This is a genomic window from Cutibacterium nasicola (genome assembly GCF_052654715.2).
Genome location: NZ_CP199745.2, coordinates 2242558 through 2268151, shown reverse-complemented (window position 1 = coordinate 2268151; position 25594 = coordinate 2242558). Strand labels below are relative to the sequence as shown.

The 25594-nt window shown below is 66.4% G+C and carries 13 protein-coding genes and 2 pseudogenes; 5 read left to right on the top strand and 10 right to left on the bottom strand.

The window, feature by feature from the left end; translation table 11 throughout:
• Positions 1 to 62: 62 nt before the first annotated feature.
• The 4 genes from ACUCCZ_RS10615 (at position 63) to ACUCCZ_RS10600 (ending at position 7014) form a co-directional block, all read left to right on the top strand.
• The gene (locus ACUCCZ_RS10615) at positions 63 to 1520 is read left to right on the top strand and encodes an NAD-dependent succinate-semialdehyde dehydrogenase (RefSeq protein WP_435918208.1); all 1458 of its coding nucleotides are present in this window, start codon (positions 63 to 65) and stop codon (positions 1518 to 1520) included.
• A gap of 44 nt (positions 1521 to 1564) precedes the next feature.
• The gene (locus tag ACUCCZ_RS10610) at positions 1565 to 2851 is read left to right on the top strand and encodes a chloride channel protein (RefSeq protein WP_435918209.1); all 1287 of its coding nucleotides are present in this window, start codon (positions 1565 to 1567) and stop codon (positions 2849 to 2851) included.
• Positions 2852 to 2906: 55 nt separating this feature from the next.
• A complete protein-coding gene (locus ACUCCZ_RS10605; protein ID WP_435918210.1) occupies positions 2907 to 5273 on the top strand; it encodes a glycogen/starch/alpha-glucan phosphorylase in 2367 nt (788 codons plus the stop codon).
• A gap of 583 nt (positions 5274 to 5856) precedes the next feature.
• Entirely contained in the window at positions 5857 to 7014 is a 1158-nt protein-coding gene (locus tag ACUCCZ_RS10600) for a 6-phosphofructokinase (protein WP_435918211.1), read from the top strand.
• A 76-nt stretch (positions 7015 to 7090) separates the two neighbouring features.
• Here ACUCCZ_RS10600 and ACUCCZ_RS10595 read toward each other — a convergent pair.
• The 4 genes and pseudogenes from ACUCCZ_RS10595 to ACUCCZ_RS10580 form a co-directional block, all read right to left on the bottom strand.
• Positions 7091 to 7654, bottom strand: a pseudogene (locus ACUCCZ_RS10595) (helix-turn-helix transcriptional regulator); the annotation flags it as partial.
• The gene (locus ACUCCZ_RS10590; RefSeq protein WP_435918212.1) at positions 7651 to 10428 is read right to left on the bottom strand and encodes a multicopper oxidase domain-containing protein; all 2778 of its coding nucleotides are present in this window, start codon (positions 10426 to 10428) and stop codon (positions 7651 to 7653) included. The pseudogene ACUCCZ_RS10595 and the gene ACUCCZ_RS10590, both read right to left, overlap by 4 nt.
• A complete protein-coding gene (locus ACUCCZ_RS10585) occupies positions 10421 to 11506 on the bottom strand; it encodes a hypothetical protein (protein ID WP_435918309.1) in 1086 nt (361 codons plus the stop codon). Before ACUCCZ_RS10585 ends, ACUCCZ_RS10590 begins: the two co-directional genes overlap by 8 nt.
• Before the next feature lie 138 nt (positions 11507 to 11644).
• A complete protein-coding gene (locus ACUCCZ_RS10580) occupies positions 11645 to 11920 on the bottom strand; it encodes a GNAT family N-acetyltransferase (RefSeq protein ID WP_435918214.1) in 276 nt (91 codons plus the stop codon).
• Between the two features lie 227 nt (positions 11921 to 12147).
• Between ACUCCZ_RS10580 and ACUCCZ_RS10575 the strand changes: the two genes are divergently transcribed.
• A complete protein-coding gene (locus tag ACUCCZ_RS10575) occupies positions 12148 to 13599 on the top strand; it encodes a catalase (RefSeq protein WP_435918215.1) in 1452 nt (483 codons plus the stop codon).
• A gap of 152 nt (positions 13600 to 13751) precedes the next feature.
• Here ACUCCZ_RS10575 and ACUCCZ_RS10570 read toward each other — a convergent pair.
• The 6 genes and pseudogenes from ACUCCZ_RS10570 to ACUCCZ_RS10545 form a co-directional block, all read right to left on the bottom strand.
• Positions 13752 to 15491, bottom strand: a pseudogene (locus tag ACUCCZ_RS10570) (ABC transporter ATP-binding protein); the annotation flags it as partial.
• Positions 15488 to 17122 (bottom strand): ABC transporter transmembrane domain-containing protein, encoded by a 1635-nt coding sequence (locus tag ACUCCZ_RS10565; RefSeq protein ID WP_435918310.1) that lies wholly within the window; start codon positions 17120 to 17122, stop codon positions 15488 to 15490. The gene ACUCCZ_RS10565 and the pseudogene ACUCCZ_RS10570, both read right to left, overlap by 4 nt.
• A 134-nt stretch (positions 17123 to 17256) precedes the next feature.
• Positions 17257 to 18249, bottom strand: coding sequence for an ATP-binding protein (locus tag ACUCCZ_RS10560; protein WP_435918216.1), 993 nt, complete (start codon positions 18247 to 18249; stop codon positions 17257 to 17259).
• Position 18250: 1 nt separating this feature from the next.
• Positions 18251 to 20314: a magnesium chelatase subunit D family protein gene (locus ACUCCZ_RS10555; protein WP_435918311.1), complete on the bottom strand. Its 2064-nt coding sequence runs from the start codon at positions 20312 to 20314 to the stop codon at positions 18251 to 18253.
• 11 nt (positions 20315 to 20325) lie between these two features.
• Positions 20326 to 24342, bottom strand: a complete 4017-nt coding sequence (gene cobN, locus ACUCCZ_RS10550; protein ID WP_435918217.1) for a cobaltochelatase subunit CobN — start codon at positions 24340 to 24342, stop codon at positions 20326 to 20328.
• A complete protein-coding gene (locus ACUCCZ_RS10545; RefSeq protein WP_462981575.1) occupies positions 24339 to 25517 on the bottom strand; it encodes a radical SAM protein in 1179 nt (392 codons plus the stop codon). Before ACUCCZ_RS10545 ends, cobN begins: the two co-directional genes overlap by 4 nt.
• Between the last annotated feature and the right edge of the window lie 77 nt (positions 25518 to 25594).

Genomic DNA, 25594 nt, shown 5'->3' with positions numbered 1-25594 from the left:
TTCCCCTCCCCGTGAACACCGAACTCCCTCAAAGCGTCGAAACCCCGTCGTAGGGTGGGTTCATGCCGACCAACGACCGCTCGCTTCCCCCTGATCTCCCCACCCAGCTGCTCATCGACGGAGAATGGGTGGACGCCGAGGCGTCGCGCACCTTCGACGTCCTCGACCCCTCCACCGAGAAGCCACTCGTCGCCATCGCCGATGCCACCCTCGACCAGGGCACCGACGCCCTCGACGCTGCTGTCCGTGCCCAGGGGTCCTGGGCCGACACCGCCCCGCGTGAGCGTGGCGAGATCCTGCGCAAGGCTTTCGAGCTCGTCACCGAGCGCAAGGACGACTTCGCCAAACTCATCACCCTCGAGATGGGCAAGCCGCTGGCCGAGTCCTACGGAGAGGTCACCTACGGCGGGGAGTTCCTGCGTTGGTTCTCAGAGGAGGCAGTGCGCATTCGCGGTGACTACGGCCTGCTCCCGGAAGGCAAGGTTCGCCAGCTCGTCACCAAGCGTCCCGTCGGTCCCTGCCTGTTCATCACCCCGTGGAACTTCCCGCTGGCCATGGCCACCCGCAAGATTGCCCCAGCCCTCGCCGCCGGCTGCACCGTGGTCATCCGCCCGGCCTCGGCCACCCCGCTGACCACACTGCTCTTCGCCAAGACCCTCGTCAACGCCGGTCTGCCCGCCGGGGTCGTCAACGTCATCACCGGTCGTGACCACGCCGTCACCGACGCCATCCTGGAGGATCCACGACTTCGCAAGCTCTCCTTCACCGGGTCCACCGGAGTCGGCACCAACCTGTTGGAGAAGGCTGCCAAGCACGTACTGCGCACGTCGATGGAGCTGGGCGGCAACGCCCCCTTCATCGTCTTCGAGGACGCCGACCTCGACCAGGCCATTGCCGGGGCCAAAGGCGCCAAGATGCGCAACATGGGCCAGGCCTGCATCGCCGCCAACCGGTTCATCATCCACGAGTCGGTGGCCGAGGAATTCACCAACCGGATGGTCGAGATGATGTCCGACCTCACCGTCGGGGACGGTCTGGACGAGAAGTCCGAGGTCGGACCCATGATCACAGAGCAGGACCGCGAGAAGGTCGACGGCCTGGTTCGTTGCGCGGTCGAGGCCGGTGCGACCGTCCGCTGCGGTGGTGAGGTTCCGGAGGGCAAGGGTTGGTTCTACCCACCGACGGTGCTTTCCGGTGTGCCCGCCGATGCCGAGATCATGCAGACCGAGATCTTCGGACCGGTCGCCCCGATCACCACCTTCAGCACCGAGGAAGAGGCTCTGGCCATCGCCAACTCCGTCCCCGTCGGACTGGCCGGTTACGTTTTCACCGGTGACACCGCGCGAATCCTGCGGATGGGTCAGAAGCTGGAGACCGGCATGATCGGTGCCAATCTCGGTGTCTTTTCCAACGCAGCTGCCCCATTTGGCGGTGTCAAGGAGTCTGGTCTGGGTCGAGAAGGCTCCTACCAGGGCATTGAGGAATTCCTGGAGACGATTTACGTTGCTTTTCAGGCGTGAGTCAACGGACGTGATCTCGAGGGTGGGACGGTAGCGTCTGTCAGGTGGGCACCTCACGTCTCCGATGCATCGCCGCCGTCGTCCTGACGGGGCTGGTGTCCGGACTCATCGGTGGCCTTACCAGCGAGCTGTCGCACCTCATCGAGTCCTGTGCCTTCGGTGCCCCCCTGTCCTTCTCGACCACCGGTGTCGGCGAGGTCGTCCTGTGGCGACGATTGGTTGCCCCGGTCGTGGGTGCGGTCATCGCCGGTCTGACGTGGTGGTGGCTGCGTCCGTCAGGCTCGATCATTTCGGTACGCCAGGCTGTCGACGTCGCCTCCCCGAAGCGGTTGCGGCCGGTCGAAACGATCGTTGACGCTCTTGCCCAGCTCGTCGTCGTCGGGTCGGGAAGCTCCTTGGGCCGAGAGGCTGCGCCTCGGCAGATGGCTGCCCTGGCTGCCCAGGGCCTGTCAGATGGCTTTCGCGTCGACGCCGCGACGAGACGAGTGCTGTTGGCCAGCGCCGCCGGGGCTGGCCTGGCGTCGGTCTACAACGTGCCGGTTGCTGGTGCCCTCTATGCCGTGGAGCTGACGGTGCGTCCGAACCTGCGCACCCGCCGTGGTTGGGGACAGGTGGGGAGTGCGGTCGTCATCTCGGTGCTCTCGACGGTGACGGCATGGCTGTTCAACCACGATCGACCCGTCTACCGCTCCCCGGTGGTTGAGGTCACCCCGTCCACTCTGGGATGGATCGTCCTTGTCGTCGCCGTGGCCACCCTCGTCGGAGCGGGGATGGGCGTGCTCTTCGGGCAGATGAAACGTTGCGTCCCGATGACCTCCCGACTGTGGTGGACGGTGCCGCTCGGATCGGTCGGAGTGACGACCATCGCCCTCATGGCTCCTCAGGTGGTCGGAAACGGCCAGGTCATCGTCAATCTGGTGCTGGCTCACCCCGTCGCCCCGGCCACGTTGGCAACTCTGCTCGTCGGGAAAATCCTCGCCACCACGGTGGCACTGAGGTCGGGAGCAGCCGGTGGTCTGCTCACCCCGTCCCTGGCGTCCGGTGCTCTCGTTGGTACCCTCATCGCGGCAGCGGTGGGAATGGAGTCTCCCTCCCAAGTCGCAGTGATGGCCATTGTGGGAGCCGGTTGTGTGCTGTCGATGACACAGCGCGCGCCCCTGTTCGCGGCCGTGTTCGCCCTGGAGTTGACCCGTGCCGGAGCATTGGGCATTCCGGTCGTTGTCGTGGCGGTTCTGCTGGGGTGGGCTGGCTTCGTCCTCATCGGCAAACGGGGGCTGGGGTTCCACGGCGGGATCGGTCGTGCTCCGGGGAATACGTCAGATTCGCGATAGTCTGACTGGATGTACCAGCCGCCGCGCGGCGATCCTCCCAACCAAGGAAGGGCACATGACTCAGGATCTGACTTCAGCAATCACATCCCAGGTGCGATCGACCTCGGGACGTTCCGTCGCCGCGTCGACCCCCATGGAGGTGTGGCAGGGACTGTCAGCCTCCGTCGTGGGCCGCATTGCCGACGACTGGGAGGCCACTGACGCCGTCTACAAGGCAGGACGTCAGGAGCACTACTTCTCCGCCGAGTTCCTCATGGGACGAGCCCTGCTCAATAACCTGTCGAACCTCGGCCTGGTCGACGAGACCCGGGAGGCCCTGGCCAGCTTCGGCATCGACCTGTCCCAGGTGCTCGAGCAGGAGCCGGACGCAGCCCTCGGCAACGGTGGCCTCGGTCGTCTGGCCGCCTGCTTCCTCGACTCCTGCGCCACCCTGGAACTGCCCGTTACCGGCTACGGCATCCTCTACCGTTACGGCCTGTTCAAGCAGCTCTTCGACAACGGTTTCCAGACCGAGCACCCGGACCCGTGGATGGAGGAGGGCTACCCCTTCGTCATCCGCCGCGAGGAGCAGCAGCGCATCGTCCGCTACGCCGACATGTGGGTGCGTGCCATCCCCCACGACATGCCGATCACCGGTTACGGAACTCGCAACGTCGGAACCCTGCGGTTGTGGAAGGCCGAGCCGATGGAGCAGTTCGACTACCAGGCCTTCAACTCCCAGCGCTTCACCGACGCCATCGTCGAGCGGGAGCGCACCTCCGACATCTCGCGTGTGCTGTACCCCAACGACACCACCTTCGAGGGCAAGGTGCTGCGGGTCCGTCAGCAGTACTTCTTCTGCTCGGCCTCCTTGCAGGAGATCGTTGACAATTACGTCAAGCACCACGGCGAGGACCTCGCCGACTTCGCCAAGTACAACTCCATCCAGCTCAACGACACCCACCCGGTGCTGTCCATCCCCGAGCTCATGCGCATCCTGCTCGATGAGCACGGCATGGGCTGGGACGAGGCTTGGGAGATCGTTACCCACACCTTCGCCTACACCAACCACACCGTGCTGGCCGAGGCTCTTGAGAAGTGGGAGATGCAGATCTTCGATCGTCTCTTCCCGCGCATCTGCGAGATCGTCCGTGAGATTGATCGTCGCTTCCGTGAGGACATGGGCAAGCGCGGCCTCGACGGCCAGACCATCGAGTACATGGCTCCGGTCTCGGGCAACCAGGTGCGGATGGCGTGGATCGCCTGTTACGCCTCGTACTCGATCAACGGTGTCGCCGCCCTGCACACCGAGATCATCAAGCGCGAAACCCTCAAGGAGTGGCACGCGATCTGGCCGGAGCGGTTCAACAACAAGACCAACGGCGTCACCCCGCGGCGTTGGCTCAACCAGTGCAACCCGCGTCTGGCAGCCCTGCTGACCGAGGTCACCGGGTCCGACGCCTGGGTCAAGGACCTTTCGGTGCTCGCCAACCACACCGACTCCGTGGACGACTCGGTTTACGACCGTATCAACGAGATCAAGCACGCCAACAAGGTCGACTTCGCGACCTGGGTGGCCGAGCGCGAGGGAGTCGAGGTCGATCCGGATGCCATCTTCGACGTCCAGATCAAGCGGCTGCACGAGTACAAGCGTCAGCTGCTCAACGCCTTCTACGTGCTGGATCTGTACTTCCGTCTCAAGGACGACCCGACCCTCGACGTCCCCAAACGAGTCTTCGTCTTCGGAGCCAAGGCCGCTCCCGGCTACATCCACGCCAAGGCGATCATCAAATTCATCAACGAGGTGGCTCGCCTGGTCAACAATGATGAGGACATCAACGGTCGCATCAAGGCCGTCTTCGTCCACAACTACAACGTCTCCCCAGCCGAGCACATCATCCCGGCTGCCGACGTCTCCGAGCAGATCTCGATGGCCGGCAAGGAGGCCTCGGGCACCTCGAACATGAAGTTCATGATGAACGGCGCGCTCACTCTGGGCACCCTCGACGGGGCCAACGTCGAGATCCTCGACGCCGTCGGTGACGAGAACGCCTACATCTTCGGCGCCACCGAGGAGCAGCTGCCCGTACTCAAGCGCGGATACGACCCGCGCTGGTACTACGAGAACGTGCCCGGTCTCAAACGAGTCATCGATGCACTGACCGACGGCACCCTCGACGACAATGGTTCCGGCTGGTTCCACGACCTGCGTCAGAGCCTCATGGAGCCCGGCTGGGAGGGCCCTGACGTCTACTACGTGCTCGGTGACTTCGAGTCCTACCGCACCGTCAAGGATGCCATGGCTGCCGACCATGCCGATGACCGCGGCTGGGCCCGCAAGGCGTGGGTGAACATCACCAAGTCCGGCCGGTTCTCCTCGGACCGCACCATCCGCGACTACGCCGAGCAGGTGTGGAAGCTGGATCCCACGCCGATATCCTGAGAGGGGGTCGGCCCACCCGGGTGTCGGATCAGCAGAGCGCTCGAGCGGTTAGTGCGAGTAGGCAGGCCCACGATGCCGACGTCATCGGTCCGATGATGAACTGCTCGATGGCTGCGCTCGATTCCTTGTTGGCTTGCGTTGCGTCTGACCCTGAGGTGGGCTGCCGCGATCCTCGTGGCTACGGGCATTGCGCCTCCTGGGCTAGATCGACGGCGACCTGGGCCACTTGGCAGAACCGGCGCATCTCGTCGGTGCCGTCGGGGCGTACGTGAATTGCTGCCCGACGTCGGCGGCTGTGGTGATTCGGTGGGAATGGGGGTGCCGTGCCACGGGGAGTGGCATCCTCCGCCGTTCCTCGCGGGTTTACCACGGTGGGGGCGGGCGCCTGATACCCGCCGTTCGAGTATTGACGGGTGCGGTTACCCCGCACCCGCCGCTTCTCCTTGTCACCGCTGTGGCAATCATGCTGGGTAGGGCGCCGCCTGCCACAACGATTGGCAACCGACGTGACGACGAACCCGATTGCCACGGAGACCGGCAGCATCGTCGACACCCTTCAGCTGGTGACGCCATTCATGGAAGGATGGAGCACACTCGACACAGATCAGGAGTCGTCATGTCCAAGAAGAAGGTCGGCATCCTCACCGCTGGTGGTGACTGCCCTGGACTCAATGCCGCAATCCGTGGATTTGGCAAGGCAGCCATCCGACAGCACGACATGGAGCTGATTGGTATTCAAGATGGCTTTCTCGGGCTGGCGGACAACCGCACCATCATTCTGGGGCCAGGTGCCCTCTCTGGCATCCTGACTGTCGGGGGAACCATTCTTGGAACCAGCCGTGACAAGGTCAATCGCATGATCATTGATGGCGAGGAAAAGGACATGGTCCCCACCATCGTCGACAATTACGAGAAACTGGGACTCGATGCCCTGGTCACCTTGGGTGGCGGTGGCACGTCCAAGAATGCCTACAAGCTCGCCAAGGCTGGACTCAACGTCCTACACCTGCCCAAGACCATTGACAACGACATCGTCGGGACCGATGACTCCTTCGGATTCTCGACGGCGCTCGAGATCGCCACGGACGCCATCGATCGGCTGCACTCCACCGCCCACTCCCACCACCGCATCATCCTGGCCGAGATCATGGGCCACCGTGCTGGCTGGCTTGCCCTAGGGTCTGGCATCGCCGGTGGGGCCGACGTCATCCTGTTGCCCGAGGTGCCCTACAAGGTTGACTCCATTGTCGAAGCGGTGGAGAGCCGTCGGAAGCAGGGGCTCAACTTCTCCGTGATCGCGGTGGCCGAGGGAGCTCGTGACGAGGCTGACTCGGCTGCCATGGCTGGGGCTCGGGCCCTCGTCGACGCCTCCAAGACCTCGGAGACGAAGGCTGCCGCCAAGAAGGCCAAGAAGGATCTCGAGCACTCGATGCGCGACAACACCCTCAAGCTCGCGGCCCGGCTCGAGGAGGCCACCGGTCTGGAGTCGAGGGTCTCGATCCTGGGTTACGTGCAGCGCGGCGGTATCCCGTGTGCCCACGACCGGCTGCTCGCCACCCGCCTGGGAACCATGGGTGCCAAACTCGTCGACGACGGTGAGTTCGGCATCATGGTGGCCGCCAAGGGTGGGGACACGACGACCGTTCCCCTTAAGGAGGTCGCGGGCAAGGTCAAGTACGTGCCCGCGGACCATCCGTGGGTTGAGGCAGCCCGTGAGGTCGGAACGGGCCTTGGCGACTGACCTCCTTGACTGAGTTGTGATGCCCGCGGCCCTGCCCTGTGGGCACCATCCGTTGTGTCGACGGCTTCCAGGCGACGGTGTGGACCACGCACCGTGTCCCTGGATTGGCGTCGATGGTCGCCGCTTTTCCCGTCACACCCTCAACGACCCCGCAGTGCAGGGCACAGACCACCTGTGGGTGATCGAGGGCGAGGTCCAGGAAGGGGCAGTGACGCAGCACAATTTCTTCCTCCTCGGGGGCGGGGGAGAAGCCCATGTCGTCAAGGACTGCGACGAGGTCCCCGAGACGGTGACATCCCCAGCGCTGACCTATGCGTGTGGCTGTCGAGATGGGATCGTCGCTGGTGGCAACGTCCTCGACCAGCATCTGGGCCAGCAGCCGGTAGGCGCGCGGTCCCTCGTCGTTGACGAGGGTGAAGACGGTGTGTGGACGGCCTCGAGTGGCGCGATGCTCACGAGCGGTCCCGACGCGTCCCTGTTCGACGAGGCGGTCGAGGTGGAACCGCGCCGTCGAGGGGTGGATCCCCAGGTCAGCGGCCACTTCAGCGCTGGTGGCGGACCCGCCTCGTTTCTGCAGCGCGTCGGCAACCTTGTCGACCCTTTTCTCGGACCCTGGGTCGACCAGGCTGGTCTCACTCATGCCGTCACCTCAATGATTCCCCGGGCACCGCGCTCCATCTCCACGAAGGAGTGGTTGACGAAGGTGTAGTGGCCCGGCTCCTTGAAGACCATCTCGACGAAACCACCCTGGGCACTGGACAGGCCGAGGGCCTGGCAGCCCCCGCCCTCCGGATTGCCACGCTTGAGGGTGTAGGCGCCCTCCTTGAAGACGGTGTCGAACTGGGTCCCGACGACGTGGAAGGAGCACCCGCGGCTCGGTCCGGCTGCCAGCACCCAGATGCGTACTCGCTCCCCGGCCTTGGCCTTCAGCGGCTCGAAGACGTACTGGTTGGCGTGACCGTTGAACATCGTCAGGTCAGGGGTCTCGTTGGCTATCTTGGCCATGTTGACCTCGGCCCCGTTGTGCTCGCTGAGGTAGGTCTCCGACTGCACCAGGTAGTACTCGCGATCGGCGCGCGGCAGGTCGTGTGGGGCGACGATGACGGCGCCGAACATGCCAGCCGCGATGTGGGCAGACATCGGCATGGTGGAGCAGTGGTAGAGCCAGATCCCGGCGCGGTGCAGGGTGAAGTTGTAGTCCAGTTCCTGGCCCGGTGCAATGGTGCGCATGACTTTGTCGGGCGACACGGTGCCGGCGTGGAAGTCGAGAGAGTGTCCCATTGTCCCCTTGTTGACCAGGTGCACGCGCATCTCGTCTCCGATCCGGGCGTGGACGACCGGGGCCATGTAGCGGCCGTTGTAGGTCATGGCGTCGATGGTCGTTCCCGGGGCGATCTCCTGCACCGACTCCTTTGCGGTCAGGGTCATCTTGTGGACGCGTCCGGCCAGCAGCGGGGGGACGACGGCGTCACGGGTCTCGAACCCCTTGCCGGGAGCCTTGGTGAGGTCGATCGTGCGGCGAGGATCCGTTGAGCCCATGTGGTCGTCGTGCTCGCCGGCTCCTGACACCCCGCTTACCTGAACCTTGAGCACCATCCCCATCGACTTGTGGCCGACGATGGTGCACCAGCCCTCGGTCGGGCCGGTGATGATTCCAGCATTGACGGTCGCGCGGGCCCCCGGGTCGAGGCGTGGTGAATGAGCGCCATTGGCGAACTGCAGGTCGTGGACTTGGTTGCGGTCCGTGTTGGTGATCTCGACGACGAGCTCGTCACCGGCCGGGACGCTGATGGTGCTGGGGTGGTACTTCATTCCCTCGGCAGTGACGCTGACCGTCGTCGTGTGGCCGGTGGGGGACACCTTCCCGGCGACCGCTGTTGGGCCATCGGCGTCCTCGACAGGCGTGTTCTGGTCCAGTCGGTGACCGACGGCGGCTGCTGTCAGGGCGGTGGCAACACCGGCAAAGGCTCCGACGAAGGAGCGACGATCAGTCGGAGCGGTGACAGCCGGGTCGACACCCTTGGGTGTGATCCCGGCGACGGCGGAACGGTTCGGTGCGTCGGAGCCTGTGGACGTGGTGTCTGCGGGCTTGGCAGCAGACGAGACGGTCGCCTTGCCGGAGGAGACCGTGGGTGTCCCCTTCTCGGCAGCGGCCGTCCTGCCCGCCATCTGGCGTCCCTTCTCCTTGAGGAGGGGAATGCCGGTGCGCACCATCGCTGCGGTGGCAGGCAGGAATGTCGCCAGCCCGGCGACGGCCATCACCATGCCGATGCGACGAGTCCAGGTGCCTATGGCGAGCACCCACAGCACGAGCCCGGCGTTGGTGATGGTGGCTCGCAGCGATCCGAAGGCGTGCATCTTGGCATTGGTGGCCCGGACGATCTTCGGCCCGCCACCCATGACCATCGGCATGAGGTAACTCATGGCTCCGACGAGGAGCTGGAGCAGGAAACCGACGATGACGGGCACCGAGAGGGTGAAGATGTCGTCAGCCAGCAGCCCGGTTCCGTTGACTGCCAGCTTCCACGTCAGCCAGACAAGCCACACCAGCATCCAGCAGATGGCGGCACCCATGGTGAATCCGGGGAAGTCGCGCGGCGGCTTGTGGATGGCGCAAGCCACCAGGTCGCCCAGCACGATGCAGATCCCGACGATGTGCGCCGTTACCCCAAGGGCTGCCAGCCACCACAGCCCGGCCAGCGCCCCGGTGGTTGTCACCACAACCGCACCGAGCATGATGTAGAGCGCAATCTTGCCGTGGCGATCCTGGGAAGGCTGCATCTTGGTGCGCAAAACCGTGGGCCATAGCGTGACCAGGGTGCCAACGACGGTCAGTCCCACGAACCCAAGCAGGTTGAGCGCCTGGTGAGCCACCAACAGACGAGTCCGCCACGGTTCAGTGGGAGAAAAGGCCATAATCGCGCCGAGAGCCGCTCCCAGCGGCAGCACACTAGCGGCCGCGCAATAAAACCACACCGTGGAGGCGAACCGTCCCGGCAACGCGTGGCCGACTTGGCGAGCCAAGGCGAAGGCGTACCACGTCAGCACGCATCCGACCACCACTGCCCCGCCGACGGTCACCCACGGCCACGTCGCCACCATTCCCATACAGGTGACGATGATGCCGACCGTCAAGAGTCTGATACGCAACACTTGGCGACGACGGTCGGTGTCAGTGAGGCTGTTGTGCAAGATCGCCTCGGTGAAGTATTGCCCCCACACCATGATTGACGTCGTCGCGACGCCCAAGGTGACCATGTGTACCAACAGCCAGCGCGACTGTGGGATCCACGGGCTCGTGATCGCCACGATGAGTAGTGCCGCTAGCCACCCGGAGACCGGACGTGAGGCTTTACGGTGCCAATTGCGTTTGTTGGTGTCGGGTTTGTGACCGACGGGGGAGATTTCAGGCATGAGCCTCTCCTGACTGGACGCAAGGTGTGGATTGCGGGTGTGGTCCGGACTGGTTGCGGGGTCGGACGTGGGCGGCGACGACGGCCACCAGGGCTACGAGGCTGATCACATTGATGACGCCGCCAGCTTGCACAACGGCGGGTCGGCCCAGGCCGTCACCGATTCCGACACGTGCCAGCAAAGAGGCCTCCAGCAGGAACGCTGGCAGCCAGAACCATGTCGTCCACTCGAGTCGTGCGCGCAACACAGCCGGCAGGATGATAGGGGCGTGGCCGAGGATCATCCCCATCGTGAATCCAAGGAATACTGAGTGGACGACGGCATCGTAGGCTCTACCGGAGGTGACGGGTCCGCTGACCGCCCATGCAAGGCCGGCCACCCCGAGCCACAGATAGCCGACCATGAGCAGGATGCCGATGTAGGCGCCCTGACCGCCGCGGCGCACCCCACCGCGGGCGACGTCGTTGCGACACAGCCACGCCGCCAGAGCGACGAGCACGACTCCCAGTACTCGGTACCCGATCTGTGGGCTCACCACGCAGACGAGGAGGGCTGCCACGACTGCCAGACACAGTCCCGGGAGGGCGCGATTGCGCGACATCGTGAGACGAGAAAGCTCGAGTCTTTCCCCACAGATCGTCAGGATGAGGTAGCAGGCCAACCATCCGACGACGTCGGGCACCTCGGCCCCTGAGGTGAGGAGGGCGGCGGCACCCGCGGCGCAGAATGCCCCCGTGATTTGGATGACCGTCGCATCGTCGTGGCTGCGTCTCCACAACGGGACGTATATGCCCAGCAGTCCGAGTTGGGCCAGGGCGAGCAGGGCCAGACCGAGCCATGGCGGGCTGGGCGTCAGCAAGACGATGACACCGAGCCCTGAAATGGCCGGGACGCAATAGCCGAGACGTGCCCCGAGGGCGATCGCCCGTTCCAGGCAGATGACGGTGCCGATGAATCCGAGGACCATGAGAGGGCCGTGCCAGGCGGCCAGCCGCGACGACATCACGGGCGACCACACACCGAGGAGGAGCAAGGCGCCATCGAGACCGGCCAGGAGAGCGACGCCGGCCCCGACCATGAGCCAGGCGCGACGCGATCTGGTGGAGTGCGATCCGGTGGAGGGCATGGGCACGAGAATCCTTTTTCGACTATCGGATCCTCAAAATACTATGTGTGCTCCCGCCAGCTGCACCAGCCCCGTGGTTCCGAGCTGAGTTCAGGCCACATTCGCGGGGTGGTCGGGATGCTTGTCCAACCAACCCCTGATAAAGGAACAGTCTGGTCGCACCGCCAGACCCTGGGAGGCGATGTCGTCAAGGGCGAAGCGGGCAAGCGCGCCTCCAACACCTTGACCACCGAAGGCGTTGAACACTTCGGTGTGAGGCATGACGACGACGTTCCCCTCGTGTCGAAAGTCGGCAAACCCGGCGAGCCCACCGCCAATGTGAGCCTCGTACCGCGACTTCTGGTCATTCCTGGTGACGGTTGTCATGGCTCCATTGTTGTCCGCGGCCTTCGGTAGCCCAACGTTGATGGCGCTCGTGCCGGCGTGTGGTAATCCCGTTCGGGACGGGGACCACTGCCACCTCTGGTGGTGACCGGGGTATTACTACACACGTTTGCCACAACGAGCCGCGGTGTCGAGCGCGACGTGACTGCCCCCTTGGATACAGCCTGTCACGGGGGCAGGGTGGGACGTACCCGATGAACGGAGGCGTCATGCCCATTGATCCCAGCAAGCCGTCAACCACTACGAACGGTTCCCCGGCGCCCAGCGATGAATATTCCCTGACTGTCGGCGCCGACGGTCCGGTGCTACTGCACGACGCTCACCTGGTTGACACCCTCGCACACTTCAACCGCGAGAACATCCCCGAGCGCAAACCGCACGCCAAGGGCTCCGGCGCCTTCGGCCACCTCGAGGTCACCGCAGACGTCTCGGAGTACACCAAGGCCGGTTTCCTGCAGAAGGGCAAGGACACTCCGATGCTGGCCCGGTTCTCCACGGTCGCAGGTGAACTCGGCAGCCCCGACACCTGGCGTGACGTTCGCGGATTCTCGCTGAAGTTCTACACCGACGAGGGCAACTTCGACATGGTCGGCAACAACACTCCGGTGTTCTTCATGCGCGATCCGATGAAGTTCCCGCACTTCATCCGTTCCCAGAAGCGGCTGCCGAACTCCGGCCTGCGTAGCCCGAACATGATGTACGACTACTGGAGTCTCTCCCCGGAGTCGGCGCACCAGGTCGCCTACCTCATGGGACCGCGAGGCATTCCGCTCAGCTACCGCACCATGAACGGCTACTCCTCGCACACCTACTCGTGGGTGAACGCCGAGGGCAAGATCACCTGGGTGAAGTACCACTTCATCAGCGACCAGGGCGTCCACAACATGACCGCCGACCAGGCCAAGGCCATCGTCGGCGATCACCCTGACATTCATCGCGAGGACCTGTTCAACCACATCGCCGACGGGGACTACCCGTCCTGGACCGTCAAGGTGCAGCTCATGCCCTACGAGGACGCCAAGGATTACCGGTTCAACCCGTTCGACATCACCAAGGTGTGGCCGCACCAGGACTACCCGCTGCACACCATCGGCACATTCACCCTGGAGCGCAATCCGGAGAACTTCTTCGCCGAGATCGAGCAGGCGGCCTTCTCCCCGTTCAACACCGTCGAGGGCACGGGTCTGTCACCCGATCGCATGCTGCTGGGTCGCGTCTTCGCCTACAACGACGCCGCCCGCAACCGTCTGGGCGTCAACTACGAGCAGCTGCCCGTGAACCGTCCGACCGTCGCGACGAACCAGTACACCTTTGACGGCCAGATGGTCTACGAGCATGCCGGTTCCGCCCCGACCTACGCCCCGAACTCCTATCGCCGCGACTACGCCACCGGCTACCGTCTCGGCTCGGAGACCAGCTGGGAGACCGACGGCGACCTCGTTCGCGCCGCCCAGACCCTGCACACTGAGGACGACGACTTCGGTCAGGCTCACACCTTGGTCCATGACGTCTTCTCCGATAAGGAGCGCAGCGACCTCGTCGACACCCTGGTCGATCTGCTGACCAACTTCGACATGGAGGAGCCGGTCATCGGCAACACCCTGACCTACTGGCGCAACATCGATGCCGGTATCGCTGACAAGGTGGAGTCCACCATGTGATGTCGCTCTGACCCACTCGTGGTCCCCGGGGAATGGAGGTTCTCGGGGACCATCTCTTTCCAACTGCGCCATTTTTTCTGTCAGTTGCGTCGGTCGTTCGCGGCGTAGGCGTCGGACGGTGGCGCAGCTGTGTGGCTGAGAGCGGCCCAACGCTGGCTCGACCACACCTGCCACAGCTGGGCGAAAGGACCGTCGCCCGCGCACAGCTGTTCGGGAGGCCCGACCTCCACGATCCGCCCGTCCTCCATGACCGCGACCTCGTCGGCCATCGCCACCTGGGACAATCGGTGAGCGACCACCAGAGCGGTCCTTCCCGTGACGACCTCAGCGGCGGCTCGGTCGAGGGCAGCCGCTCCCGAGCTACCGGCTTCGGCTGTCGCCTCGTCCAGGATGATGACTGGGGGATCCGCCAGCAGGGCCCGGGCCAGTGCCACCTGTTGGGCCTGGGCCGGGGAGAGCCGAGTTCCCAGTCGTCCCACCACGGTGTCGACGCCGTCGGGCAGATTCTCCACCCACTCGGCACCGACCTGTTCCAGAGCGTCCAGGACGGCCTCGCGAACCTGGTCGTCAGACCAGTCCTCGACGGTGGTCGGCAACCCGAGCGCCACGTCGTCGAGAAGGCTTCCCGAGAAGGTGTGGATTTCCTGGCTGATGAGCACGGTTCGGGCATGGGCTGGGGACATGGCGACCTGACCAGACCGAGGTTCCAGCAGGCCTGCCACGAGTGCTGCCAGAGTCGACTTGCCAGCACCGGACTCCCCGACGAGCACCATGGTGTGCCCGGCAGGAATGGTCAGGCTCACCTCGTGCAGAACCTCCGGACCGTCCTGATAACCGAAACTCAGCCCTTCCACGTGAACCGACGTCGGGCCCTGGTGGGTGTGCTCGACGACGGTCGGCTCCTCGTGACGGGCATGGATGACACCCACCACTCGCTGCAGACACACCCACGCGGCCTGCAGGTTGTTGAGGAACATCAGCAGGAACCGCGCTGGGGAGAACACCCTCAGCAACACCAGGACCGCCGTCGCGGCCGCACCGACGCTGAGCTTGTTGCTGGCGACGAGCAGGTATCCCGTCCACGCGACGCCAATGGTTGCCACGGCCTCCCCGGCCAACAGCCTGACGACCAGCGTGTTCCCGAGGAATCGTCCGCGAAGGCCCCATCGGATGGCCTGCCAGGATCCGCCTGCCACCGTTCGAGTACGCAGGTTCTCCAGCCCGAAGGCCCGCACCACGTCGAGCCCGTGGATGGTCGAGAGGATGTGCTGCGACTGGGTCGTCGAGGCCCGTCTCTCAGCTCGGTACACGGGCGGGGCAGTACGCAGGAACTCCCGGATCGCCAGGCCGTAGAGAACCCCCGCGAGGAGCACCGGGATGAAGAAGGCCGGATGCAGGCTGGCCAGCGCACCCACTGACACGATGACCATGATCATGGTGTTGACAAGGCGTGGAAGGGCTCCATTCGCCGCATCGCGTACCGCTTGGACGTCGTCGGACGCGCGCGAGACCAGGTCGGCGGTACCGGCCCTCTCCACCCGCTGCTGGTCCAGCCCTAGTCCGACCTGGATCATCGACTCCCGTAACCGGGTGACGATGGTCGTGAAGAAGGAAGGCGTCAGGGCCTGGGCCGCACCATTGCAGATCCCCGACCCGACCACTGCAACGGCCATGGCGAGGGCAGGGGTGAGCAGGGATGATGGCGGACGGTGGGCCCGGGCGGCGTCAATGATCCACCCGGTTGCCATCGGCACGGCCAGGTCCAGCAGGGCCGCCGCCGTGATCACCATGATCGCTCCGACGAAGTACCCGCGCACGCCACGTGCTGCCCGTTGGACGTCCTGACGAACCTGGGCGGCAGTGGCGAGTGGTAGCCAATGGGAAGTGCTCATGACAGCATCCCCCGGTAGTTCTCGCGGGTCAGCAACTCGCGGTGTGGGGCGCGGGCGACCTCGCGACCGTCGCCGTCGAGCATGACCACCTCGTCCATCCGGTCCAGCAGGGCCGGGGAGGTGGTGGCGATGACGGTGGTGCGTCCCTTCCTCAACTCGTGCAGCCGCTCCGCGATGGTGGCGGTCGTGACGGCGTCGATGCTGGTGGTGGGGTCAATCAGCACCAGACCGTCAGGGGAGTGCAGCAGCGCTCTCGCCAGGGCCAGCCGCTGACGCTGGCCTCCGGAGACATGACGTCCGCCCTCTCCGACCTCGGTCTCCAGACCACGCGGCAGCACCTTGGCGACGGTGTCCAGAGCGGCGGCGGCGACGACGGCGTTGAGCTTGGCCACCGTCGTCTGGCGCTCCAGCACGATGTTGGACCGCGCAGTGTCGTCGAAGAGTTCTGGGCAGCGTGGAGCCACCAGGACCAGACGTCGCCGCTGGGAAGGGTTGAGGCGGCTGGCCGCCACCCCGTTGAGAAGGGTTCGGGGGCCATGGTCGATGGCGTTGGCGAGGGCATCACACACGTGTTGTGGAGCGACGATCCCCAGGTGGGTCCCGGCGGGGACGTCCAGACAGAAGTCCGGCTCCTCGACAGGAACGTGGAGCGACACCGGGCCGTCTCCGGGAGTGGTGCGAGCCCCGTCGTCGGGGTGGACCGGCCAGGCAGCCGGACTGTCCCGAAGCTCGCAGAATCTGTCCCCGGAGGCGTTCGCACTGGCCAACATGGATGCGGTGTCGACGCCGAGGGCCCGAAGCGGCGGGCCGAGAGTCTGCGCCAGACCCACCACGGTGACGAGCTGTCCGACACTGATGTGACCCTTGAGGGTGAGCCATCCGGCGAGCACCGTCAGTGCCGTGATGAAAACCCCGACGGAAGCATTGATGATGCCGGTGTAAACCCCCTTGACCCGCCGGTTGCGCAGGCTGGCCGCCAACCCCTCTCGGCTGACCACCCGAAACCGCTCGGTGGCGCGATGCTCGGCTGACAGACCCTGGATGACGCGCAGTCCGCTGGTGAGATCGGCGGCGGACCCAGCTGCCGCGGCCTCGGCTCGTCGTTCCCGGCGGGTGCTGCGTTTGACCGGGGCGACCCCCTTGACCGACAGCAGGATGAGCAGCGGGACGATGCACACCGTTGCGAGCACGAGCCAGCCGTTGATGAGGGCCATCGCGACGAGGGAACCGAGCAGGGTGACGATGTTGCCGGGGATCGAGGCCAGGGCGATGAAGGCCCGTGACACTGCCCGGACGTCGGTGACGACGACGGCGAGGAGATCACCGGGAAGGCGGGACCTTCCCCCGATTCCCTCCGGGGCGGTGATGCGGTCGAGGGCCTGGACGCGAAGGTCGTGCTCGGCCAGTGCGGCACCGACATTGGTCTGCATCCGCACCGTCTGGGCAACCGCGCGGGCCACGTAGGCCAGCGCCACCAGGGCCAGCCATCCGGCGAGGACAGCGGCGTTGGCCGCGACCACTCCGTCATCGATGGCGCGGCCAAGGGCCATCGGCACCCCGATGTTGACCAGGCTGACGAGGGCTGAGGCGATCGAGCCGGGCAGCAGCCACCGCTTCCCGTCGTGAGACATCTGACGCACCACGGCCCGGCCCTCGTGGACCTCGTTGACGTTGATGAGGGAGACGTCAAAGGGTGGTGGGGTCTGTTTCGGGATGTGGGGCAGCCACCTCAGCCTCGGCCGCCAATGACGGTGGACAGTACGTATCACGCTGCCCCCGGCCCGCCGACCGACTCGAGGGGACGCCGCCTCATGCGGTGCGGCAGGACGAGCCGGGCGGCCTGGGTGAGGTTCTCGGTGGTGATCGTGGTGCGTTCCTCCCACGCTGCCAGGGCACGAGCGGCCCGCACCATCATGATGTCGGCGCGGTGGCCGTCGACATGGGCGTTGATGCAGGTGCGGGCGACCGTCATGAGGGTCTCGTCGTCGATCTGGACCTCCTTGACGAGCTCGGTGGCGTGCCCGATCCTCTCGCTGATCTGGTGGCCCTGCTGTTCCCACTTGCGCGTGAAGTTGGCCGGATCATCCTCGAAGGCCAGCCGACGCCGGATGACCTCGATGCGCTGCTCGGGGTCGTCCTCCCCACCGACGGTGACGCACAGGCCGAACCGGTCGAGCAGCTGGGGACGCAGTTCTCCCTCCTCGGGGTTCATGGTGCCGACCAGGGTGAACCGTGCCGGATGGGTGACGCTGACCCCCTCGCGCTCGACGGTGTTGACCCCCATGGCAGCCGAGTCCAGCAGCAGGTCGACGACGTGGTCGTCGAGCAGGTTGACCTCGTCGACGTAGAGGATCGCCCGGTGGGCCGCAGCCAACAGACCGGGTTCGAAGCGACGTCGTCCCTCCCGCAGGGCAGTCTCCATGTCGAGGGTGCCGGTGACGCGATCCTCGGTGGCCCCCACCGGCAGGTCGACGACCGGCACCTGGACGGTACGCGGCTCGGGCATGGTTGCCGGCAGGCCAAGCTCCTCGGCGTGGGCCGAGTACTCCTCGGGGGACAGGTGGTAGGCACCGGAAACCTCCCGGTGCTGCGGGAGCAGGGCTGCCAGACCGCGGACCGCAGTGGACTTGGCGGTGCCCTTCTCGCCGCGGATGAGCACCCCGGACAGGTCGGGGCTGATGGTGGCGAGGATGAGGGCGAGTTTCATCTCCTCCTGTCCGACGATGGCGCAGAAGGGGTAGACGGGACGTGGTGCCATGTCAGCAGTCCTTTCGGGGAGCAGTGGGGTCGAGTTGGCAGACGACGTTGACGAGGTCGTCGGCGCGCAGGTCGTCGATGTGCAGGCACGGCCCGCCCAACGCGGCGGCGATGTCGCGAGCACGGGACAACCGGATGCCGCGTGGATCCTCGGTGTCGATGACGACCCAGCTGAGACGTCGGTCGGCACCGATCTCGGTTGCCAACGCGATTGCCTCGTCGGTGGCTCGACCGTTGGGTCGTGCGTCCAGACCGACGTTGCCGCGTCCGTCGGTGACGAGCACCAGCAGCGGCCGCAGCTCGGGGTCCTTGAGCAGCAGCGGGCGAACCACCTCACAGGCCTTGACCAGTCCAGCTGCCAGTGGGGTGCGTCCGCCGACGGGCAGCTCGGCGAGGCAGCGCTGGGCCACCTCCACCGAGGAGGTCACCGGGACCAGCACCTCGGCCCGGTCCCGACGAAACCCGATGAGGCAGACCCGGTCACGTTTGACGTAGGCGTCGAGTAGTAGTGAGAGCACGGCCCCCTTGGATGCGGTCATCCGGCCACGTGACCCCATCGACCCTGAGGAGTCGACGACGAGGATCACGCAGGAGCCAGCTCGACCGACCCGCACCTTGGCACGCCAGTCGACGGGTTCGATGCGAATCGCCCCGCTGGAGGGCGTCTTGCCCGAGCGGTGCGGGCCGGTCCGCCGCGACTTCTGGTGGATCGCTGCGGCTCGCAGGGTGGCGTCCAGGGCGAGATCGTCGGGACGGTCGGTGGGGCGGGACGAGACGTAACGGCCGCGACGGCCCTCGCTACGGGTGCGCAGGCGTCGCCCCGAGGCCCGCCGGGAGAGGCGATCCTGCTCGGGTTCCAGGGGGCGCACGGCGAATGCCTCACCCAGGGCGGCCACCTGGTCGCTGCCGTGGGATGGGTTCTTGGTGCTGTCGCGATCCGCGTCGCGCTGGCCCTCGGACTGCTGGTTCCCGCCTGCCAGATCGTCATCGGGGTCGCTGTCCTCGGCGTTGCCGTGGTCATCGTGCGCGTGATCGCCCGGTGTGCCACCTGAGGTGGCAGCATCGTCGTTCCCATGCAGATTTTCCACGCCTGGGTCGGGGCCCTGCTCCGAGTTCTGAGGTGGATCGGACCCCTCGGGGGTGGAATCAGGATTGCGGGAGGGGTCCTCGGGCCGGTCCGGACGGTTCTCGGGGTGCTGGTCTCGCGGTGGGGGAGGGTCAGCCGGCGTCTCGTCACGTCGGCGGTGTCGCAGCACCATCTCGCTGACCGCCAACACGTCGTCCTCGGTGGCAGTCCTGCGGCCGGCCAGGGCAGCATGGGCACGAGTGGCCTCTGCCATGACGACGTCGCCCCGGTGCCCGGCGACGTGGTTGTGTCGGCACAGCGAGCAGATGAGCTCGGTGACGGTGCGGTTCAGCGCGATCTGGTCGACGATGCGCTGTGCCCTGCTGATGGCCGCGGTCTGACGTTCCTGGTCGTCCTGCCAACGGCGTGCGAACCCAGTTGGGTCGGCGTCGTGGTCGAGACGACGACGGATGATCTCGGCGCGGGTGTCCGGGTCCGACTCGCCGTGCACCTCGACGCACAGTCCGAACCGGTCCAGCAACTGGGGGCGCAGCGCACCTTCCTCCGGGTTCATGGTCCCGACTAGGACGAAGCGGCTTGCCAGGGTGGCTGTCAGGCCCTCCCGCTCCACCCGGAGTGTGCCGGCGCAGGCGTCGATGACCAGGTCGACGAGATGGTCGTCGAGGAGGTTGACCTCGTCGACGTAGAGCACCCCACCATCGACCTCACTGAGCAACCCGGGCTGCAGCACTGGACGGCCGGTGGCCAGGGTGGCCTCGAGATCCAGCCCACCGACGAGACGGTCCTCGGTGGTCCCCAGTGCCAGGGTGCGCATCACCCGACCGGGAAGCAACTCGGCCAGGCCACGGACCACCGTCGACTTGGCCGTCCCCTTCTCCCCGCTGAGCAGCACCCCGCCAATACGAGGATTGACGGCGCACAGCAGCAGGGCGCTCCTGGCCTCGTCCTGCCCGACGACGGCGGTGAACGGGTAGATCATCGGAACAGACGTCATCGGTTCAACCTCAGTGAGGTGAGGTTCAGCGCGGCAAGGTCCAAGCCCCCGTCGGAGGTTTTTGGTGGGGCAGTCTCGGCCGGGCTGGTGGTGCTCGTCGAGCCGTGGGAGTCTCCGGTGCCGGTGGTATCCCCAGAGCTGATGGGGTTCCTGGGGCGGATGGGGGTGCCGCCGGTGCCCGAGCACGGGTCGTCGGAGACCTCCTCGATGGTCCCCTCGATGTCGGCGTAGGTGTCCTGCAACTCCTCGACGGTGCCCGGGTCGGCCTGCCAGATGTTGCGCTGGGCGGCGTCAAGGAGCTTGTCCACGATGTTGTGCAGGGCGTGCGGGTTGACCTCGTGGAACCACTCCTGCATCGCCGGGTCGAGGGCATAACGACGCGCCACCTTCTCCCACAGGCCGTCGTCGACGACGTCGGCGGTGGCGTCCCAGCCGATGAGGATGTCGAGCACCTTGGACAGGTCTCCGGCCCCCTTGTACCCGTGGCGCTGCAGACCCTCGATCCACGACGGGTTGAGGATTCGGGAGCGCAGGATGATCCGGGCCTCCTGCGTGGTGGTGCGTGTGGCGATCCGGGCAGGATCGGAGGAGTCACCCACGAACGACATCGGTGCCTCACCGCGCACCGTCGTCGCAGCGACGATGAGCCCGCCGTAGTAGTTGTAGAAGTCGGTGCAGCTGAGCATGTCGTACTCGCGGGTGTCCTCGTTCTTGACGGTGACGTCCATCCGCGACAACGCAGCGGTGAATCGCTCGGGCTCCACGTCCCCGAACACCCCCTCGCCGTAGGCGTGGGAGGAGGCCGCGATGTAGGCCCGACCCAGATCGGCCTTGTCCTGCCACGCCTTGGTCTCGATGAGTTCCTCCACACCGGCGCCGTATCCGCCGGGTGGGCAACCGAAGACCCGCAGCGTCGCCTTGCGGCGAGCCTGCCCGACGTCGATCCCGCGAGCGATCATGTCGGCGACGTCGGCCTCGACGTGGGCACGCAGCATGTTGTCGTCGCCATCCTCCGGCAGGGCGGCGACCATCCGAACGGCCCGGTCGACCATCTCGACGAGGTTGGGGAAGGCGTCCCGGAACAGCCCGGAGATGCGCGGGGAGACGTCGATGCGAGGACGTCCCAGTTCATCCGGGTCGATGATCTGCAACCCGCTGACAAGGCCTGATGACTCCCAGACCGGGCGCACCCCCATGAGGTACAGGATCTCGGCGATGTCGGCCCCGCCGCTGCGCATGTTGGCCGTTCCCCACACCACGACACCGACGGTGCGCGGCCACGGCTGGTCGGGGTGGGCCTCGGCGTACCCGGCCAGCAGCTGCTCGGCGAGCTCGACCCCCTCTCGCCAACCGGTTGGCGTCGGCATGGTCTCGGGGTCGAGGGAGAAGAAGTTTCGACCGGTCGGCAGGATGTGGGCGTTGCCACGGCTGGGCGCTCCCGACGGTCCGGGGGAGACGAATCCACCGTCCAGGGCCGTCATGATCGACTCGATCTCGTCGGTCGTGGCGTCCAGGCGCGGCATGAGGTCGGTGGCGACCCAGGTGAGGGTCTCGACGACGTCACCCCGTTCGGCACCGAGCTGTTCTCGGCACAGCTGGACGGCGAGGTCGTGGGCCCCTTCGGTGTCGAAGCATCCACCGTGGTGACAGGCGACGACTGGGGCCAGCAGGTCGACGCACTGCCGGTGAGTGGCCTCGATGATCTCGCGTCCGCTGAGCCCGTCGGGCAGGTCAGCGGTGACGGTGACCGGCTCGCCCGCCTTGGTGCTGACCTCGTCGAGACTCGTTCCCCAGGCATCCAGCACCGCCTCGCGCAGCGACGGCACCTGCCCGTTGGGTTGACGGGTGAGCTGGGCGACGTACTCCACCTCGGCCGCGGCGGGGTCGTCCTGGCCGGCGACGAGTTGTCCGAGGACGTGCAGACCGTCGGAGATCTCGCGATCCTGCAGCTCGAGCAGGTGGTGATGGACCTTGTCGAGCAGCTCGGCGGGGTCTGAGTCGACGTCACCTGCGGTCAGGCCCAGATCGGTGTCCAAGCCGGCCTCGACGACGGCGTCCCACACCTGCTCGGCGACGAGGCGGGCGCGCTGCGGGCTCTGTGACTGCGCCCCGGCGTGCTCGCGCAGGATGCGGTCGATCTCGGCGGTGGAGTCGTACAGGCCGGCCTGACGCATGGGTGGGGTGAGGTGGTCGACGAGGGCGGCGGCACTGCGCCTCTTGGCCTGGGTGCCCTCGCCGGGGTTGTTGATGATGTAGGGGTAGATGTTGACCATCCGATCCAGGGCGAGCTCCGGGTAGCACTCCTCGGACAGGCCCAGCCCCTTGCCGGGAAGCCATTCCAGACTGCCGTGCGTGCCCACATGGATGACGGCGTCGGCCTTGAAGACGTCACGGATCCAGCGGTAGTGGGCCAGGTAGTGGTGCGGGGGAGGCAGCACCGGGTCGTGGATGGCAGAGTCCGTGACGGCCTCGAATGTCCCGCGCGGTGGCTGGATCGTCAGCAACACGTTGCCGTCGAGGTGACCGGCGAAGGAGAACTCGTCGTCGTGGACGAAGAGGGTGCCCGGATGCGGCCCCCAGTTGCGGTCCATGCACTCCCGCACGGAGTCCGGCAGCCCCCGGTACCAGGGACGCGAGATTTCCAGATCGGCGTGGGCCTCGGCCCTCTCGTGCATCTGCTCGGGGGTGAGCCAGCGCTGGTCGCAGGTCAGGCACGACAACAGCATCTGGGCGATGTCGTCGCCGGTCTCGAACTGTTCCGGGACGTCGTACCCCTCGTCGGCCATCCGGATGAGCAGCTGACGCACCGACTCGAAGGTGTCCAGACCGGAGGCACAGCCGATGCGATCATTGCGTGGCGGGTGGTGATGGAAGACGATCGCCACCTTGCGCTGACCGGCTGGGGTGCGAGCCAGCCGGGCCCAGGACAGGGCCAGCTCTGCCATCGCCTGCGCCCGGCCCAGGACCGGGACCATGCGGGGCACGACGGCTCCGGTGAGGTCGTCAACGGTGTCGACCTCCCGGGTGGCCAGGAACTTGGTGATGAGGGCGCCGTCGAACTCCGGCTGCGCGGCCTGGGTGGCGACGTCCATTGACCCCATGCCCTGGGCGGTGGCCTGCCAGGCAGCTCGTGGGGCGTAGGAGGTGAGGGCGTGCAGCACACTCACCCCCAGATTCGGGTAGGCGTCGGCATTGGCGGGCACGCCAGCCGTCATGGACATCCCGTGGACGTCGACCAGGGTGTCGACGACACATCGGCCCTCGTCGTCACGCAACAGATTCTCCAGAACCTGCGCCATGCCGGGGTTGCCGCGTCGCGCGTCGGGCAGCCGCAGGCAGAAGAACGGCACCGTGTTGGCGTCGAGCTCCTCGACGGCGGTGACGAGGGCCTCGATGTGGGCCGTGTTGTGCTCCAGCCAGTAGCTGCGCGGGAAGGTGATCCCGACAGTGGGTCGGTCGGGGTTCAGGTGCTGCCGATACTCGGCGAGGCTGGTGAACAGGCCGTGACGCGGATGCCAGATTCCCTCGGTGGGGGCGGGGACGACGTCGGGGATCGGGGCCGAGCCTCCGTGTACCCGGTCGACGAGGACTCGCAGTGCCGACTCGACGTTGACCGGACCGTTCATCCCCAGCAGCCCGACAAGGCCCTGCCAGGTGCCGTCGTCCAGGCCACTGGCCCAGTCCTGGGCGGCCAGCAGCCCATCGTCGTCCCCGGAGGTGGGTTGGACGTGGATCCACGGCAGCGGCAGGCCGCGGGAGCGACGGTCCTGCCAGGCCTCGACGAGGTCCGACCACGCCGGGCAGGAGGCCGTCCCACCGTGGAGACTCAGCACGACGGCGTCACTGCGAGCGGCTGCTCGGGCGAAGGCGCGGGACAACTCCGGATCGAGGAGTTGGTCCTTGGTGCGGCCGAAGAGGGTGACGTTGATCCCGTCGGCACGCATCCGAGCCAGGGCCTGGCTGACGAGGGTGAGTTCCCCTCCGGTGGCTGAGAAGAAGCACAGGGTGGTCATGACGCGATCTCCAGACGGGCAAGGGTGTCGTCGATGAGGCAGGTGAGCGGGGTGTGACGGTGTTCCGGGTCGGCCAACGCATTCGCCTCCACCCGGGACGGGCAGTCGCCGGGGCACCGGTCCGCCAGGGCGCAGCGATGACACGGTCCACGCAACGTGTGGACATCGTGCGCGAAACGACGCCTCAAGCCATCCCAGTCGACGTCGTCGATGGTTCCGACCCGGGACGCCACGTCTCCGACGGCCTGGGAACAGGGGTAGACGCTCCCGTCGGGAGCCACCGCCAAGGATTCGCCGACCGCCGCATGACAGTACGGTCGGTTCGGCATTGCCAGTGGCAGAAGTGCTCGCCCGGACGGGTCGACCACGTCTGCGTGGCAGTTGACGTCGTTACGAACAGGATTGCCACGAGGGCTCGACGTGCCGGTGTGGCTCGAATCGTCGGCGGGTGTTGGTGTGCGGATGCAGCAGGGGTATGTGGATCGGATCCGGGACGTTTCCCCGGTGGCTGGTGGACGCGGTTGTCCTGGCCCGGGGCGAGTGGGACCGCTCGGCGCGCGACGCAGCGCTGCCCGAACGGTCTCCAGCTCACGCCAGCGCAACGGGTCGGCCCGCATCGCGTTGACCTGCGCGAGGCATCGGTGCAGGGCGGTGACCCCCGCGACGACGGCCTCCTCGGACGGCACCAGATCTTCCCGACCGGCCGCGCTCCCGATCGGCACCAGTGGGTCGAGTCCGAACCCGGTGACGTGGGGAAGCCCGCCCAGGGTGACCGCCAACTCCCCCAGATGGTCGACGTTGAGGGCCGAGAGCACCGTCGTCACTCGCACCGGGACATCAGCTCGAGCCAGCTCAATCAGGCTCCGGAAGGTCTGTGCTGCCGACCCACGCGCCTGCTCCTGCACCTGTGGCGGCCCGTCAAGGCTCACCCCGACACGCACCCGATGGCGTCTCAGCATGGCGACCATGTCGCCATCGAGGTGGATGGCATTGGTCTGTATGCCGCAGGTGACCCGCCCGCCTCGAATGGCTGCGACCCGGCGGGCGACGTGCTCGACGAGGTCCGGCACCAGGGTCGGCTCCCCGCCGGCCAGCTGGACGTGGGCAGGCCGACCGGTGCCGCGCACGCCATCGGCGACGAGATCCAGTGCCGCGTCCGCCACCTCGATGCTCATCCGGCCGCCCCGGCGGTTTCGTCGGTAGCAGTAGGGGCAGGCGAGGTCACAGGCGGCGGTGGGCCACAGCACGAGGT